At 68.7% G+C, this 2,977-nt stretch carries 5 protein-coding genes; 4 read left to right on the top strand and 1 reads right to left on the bottom strand.

The window, feature by feature from the left end; genetic code table 11:
• Positions 1–23: 23 nt before the first annotated feature.
• The 4 genes from NS3_RS03570 (at position 24) to NS3_RS03555 (ending at position 2,247) form a co-directional block, all read left to right on the top strand.
• Complete coding sequence (locus tag NS3_RS03570; RefSeq protein ID WP_067853394.1) at positions 24–236, top strand: MbtH family protein; 213 nt, start codon at positions 24–26, stop codon at positions 234–236.
• A 125-nt stretch (positions 237–361) separates the two neighbouring features.
• Positions 362–877 carry an RpnC/YadD family protein gene (locus NS3_RS28245; protein WP_084494997.1) on the top strand — a complete coding sequence of 172 codons (516 nt, stop codon included), beginning with the start codon at positions 362–364 and terminating at the stop codon, positions 875–877.
• Between the two features lie 34 nt (positions 878–911).
• The gene (locus NS3_RS03560; RefSeq protein WP_067853391.1) at positions 912–1,457 is read left to right on the top strand and encodes a VOC family protein; all 546 of its coding nucleotides are present in this window, start codon (positions 912–914) and stop codon (positions 1,455–1,457) included.
• Positions 1,432–2,247 (top strand): MerR family transcriptional regulator, encoded by an 816-nt coding sequence (locus NS3_RS03555; protein ID WP_067853387.1) that lies wholly within the window; start codon positions 1,432–1,434, stop codon positions 2,245–2,247. The genes NS3_RS03560 and NS3_RS03555 overlap by 26 nt, the downstream gene beginning before the upstream one ends.
• 7 nt (positions 2,248–2,254) lie before the next feature.
• Here NS3_RS03555 and NS3_RS03550 read toward each other — a convergent pair whose 3' ends face one another.
• A complete protein-coding gene (locus tag NS3_RS03550) occupies positions 2,255–2,929 on the bottom strand; it encodes a phosphoribosylanthranilate isomerase (RefSeq protein ID WP_067853608.1) in 675 nt (224 codons plus the stop codon).
• Positions 2,930–2,977 lie beyond the last annotated feature (48 nt).

The raw sequence follows: 2,977 nt of genomic DNA, 5'->3' as shown, positions 1-2,977 counted from the left end.
GCCGTTTCCCGAAAGGAATCCCCATGAGCAACCCGTTCGACGACGACACCGCCGAGTTCTACGTCCTGGTCAACGACGAGGGCCAGCACTCCCTGTGGCCGATCTTCGCCGCCGTCCCCACCGGCTGGCAGATCGCCCACGGCGCGGCCTCCCGCGAAGCCTGCCTCGACTACGTCGAAACCCATTGGCTCGACATGCGTCCCCTGTCCCTCATCGCCGCCACCCAGGGGGAATGACCGCGCCGCGGCCTCCCGGCCCGCACCCCGGTCGACCCGGCCGGGTTTCCGATACCGCCGTGCGCCCCTTCGACTTCCGTGTCGGAGGGTGCGGGTAGTTTGCCGAGCACCTGCCGCACCTGCGCTTGATCCTGGACGACCTGACCACCGTCGATCTGCCCACCCTGCGATCCCGCCCCCTCACCCCAGCGGCCCGGCTGACGCTGGTGTTGCACGAGATCGCCGCAGGCAACCGCACCCTGGGCGAGGACCTGACTTCGTGGCTGGGGGACCTGCAAGATCCGGCCGCCCCGGGTGGCCTGGATGACCTGCAATCCCTGGTGACGTACATTTTCCTTGTGGGCGAGACCAGCGAAGACGATCTGGGCCCCGTGATCGATAAGCTCGGTCCCCGAGCGAAGGAGGTCATCATGACAACCGCCGAACGACTCCGCGCCGAAGGTCGCGCCGAAGGCCGCACTGAAGCGCGTACCGAAGGACACGTCGAAGTCTTGCTGGGACAGTTGTCGACGAAGTTCGGTCCGATCCCGGCCCACATCCGTGATCGCATCCGCAGCGCCGATGTCGCGCACTTGCTGACCTGGTCTCAGCGCCTGCTCACCGCCTCCACTCTCGACGAGGTCTTCTCGGAAAAAGCTTGACCCTCACGCTGCGTGAGGCCGGAGGGTGGCGTGCGTGAGCGACTACTACAACGCCTTCGAGATCAGTCCCGTCCCCACTCCCGGTCCGGACGCGGTGGCGCCGGAGCCCTTTCGGGGCATCTACGGAATGCCCGCCTTCGTGACGATCCCCACCACCGATCTGCCCGCGTCGGTGGACTTCTGGGTTCGCGGACTCGGGTTCTTCGAACTGTTCGGCATCCCCGGCACGCTCGTGCACCTGCGCCGGTGGGCGTTCCAGGACGTCCTGCTCGTCTCGGAAGCGCACGTCCCCGCGCACCCACCGGCGATGAGCGTCTCTTTCGCCTGCGTGCTCGGCGAGGTCGATGCCCTCGCCGGGGCCTGCCGGACGTTGCGCCCGGACTCGGTCGACGGCCCGCGAGACACGCCGTGGAACACCCGCGATGTCGAGGTGATCACCCCCGAGAACGCGCGGATCGTCCTGACCGCCGCGAAGCCCTTCGATCCGGACAGCCAGGAGGCGCGCAACCTCGCGGCCATCGGGATCACCGCACCGGACGCCGGTCCCGGCGACAATGGACAACGTGCCCGAGACCGCTGACGCCGATGGCCTGACCGTCGGTCAGGTCTCGACACGGCTGGGCGTGACCGTCCGGGCACTGCATCACTGGGACGAGATCGGTCTGGCCCGGCCGTCACTGCGCACGCGGGCCGGCTACCGGCTCTACACCGCAGGCGATCTGGAACGGCTGCACCGCATTGTCGTCTACCGGGAGATCGGCCTCGGCTTGGACAGGATCGGAGCCATCCTGGACGACTCGACCGCAGACGTGCCCGCCGCATTGCGCGCGCAGCGAACCCAGGTCGCCGAACGGATCGACCGCCTCCGGCGACTCGCCACGGGCCTGGACCGCATGATCGACGCCCATGAGCGCGGCCTGCTGCTGACCGTCGAGCAGCAGGCCGCGATCTTCGGCCCCCGATGGGACCCGGACTGGGCCGCCCAAGCTCGTCAGCACTACGGCGACACGCCACAATGGCAGCAGTACGCCGAACGCGCGGCCGCACGCGGTGCGGACGAATGGCGGGCCGTCGCCGACACCGTCGCCGACCTCGACCGCGCCTTCGCCGACGCGATGGACGTCGGGGTAGCGCCCGGCAGCCCGGAAGCGAACCAGCTCGTCGAGCGGCACCGCGAGGTGTTCGCTGCTGCGTACTTCACCCTGACCAGGCAGATGCAGGTCTGTCTCGGTCGCAAGTACGAGACCGATCCCGCATTCGCCGCCCACTACGACGACATCCGTCCCGGCCTCGCCACCTGGTTGCGCCGAAGCATCGACGCCTGCGCACGCACCCACGGCGTCGACCCCGACACCGCCGCCTGGCGATAGCGGCGGCTCAGGATCCGCGCGGTCCCGATATCCGCTGAGCCGCCGCGACGAACGCGGCGCACGCCCGCGCATCCTTGTCGCCCGTGGGCGATTCGACTCCGCTGTTGACGTCGATGCCGTGCGGCGCGACCGCCGCGATGGCTTCGGCGACGTTGCCGGGATGCAGCCCGCCCGCGAGGATCACCGAGCACCCCGAGCCGTCCAACGCGCGCACGATGCGCGCGCTGATCGACCAGTCGTGGGTTCTGCCGGTGCCACCGAGACGATCACCGGTTCGGGAATCCAGGACGATGCCGTCACAGATCGAAGCCGCGCGCAGTGCGCTGTCGATCGCCGCGGGTCCGGTCACATGCACCGCGCGCAGCACTTTCCGTCCACGGGCCGAGGCGCGTACCCGGCGGACAGTGTCCTCGGTGACCAATCCGTGTACCTGGATGGCATCGACGCCGATGTGATCGGCGAGCTGCACGATCGAGGAGGCGTCCGCCAAGTGCGTCACCAACACCTTGGTGACGGAAGGCGGTGTACGCGCGGCAAGTTCCGCTGCCCGGTCTCCATCCAACGCGTCTTCGCTGAAATGCGTTACCCCGCTGATGAATCCGATCGCGTCGGCCCCCGCTTCCACCGCGACGCGCACGTCTTCCTCGGATCGGATCCCGCAGATCTTCGCGCGTATCGGCACGGGATACACCCTATCGACCGGACCGTTCGCCTCGAAGCGAGGATCGGA

This window comes from Nocardia shimofusensis NBRC 100134 (genome assembly GCF_001613125.1).
GTDB classification, from domain to species: Bacteria; Actinomycetota; Actinomycetes; order Mycobacteriales; family Mycobacteriaceae; genus Nocardia; species Nocardia shimofusensis.
Note: the sequence above shows the minus strand (reverse complement) of the source record. Positions and strands in the feature narration are given on the sequence as shown.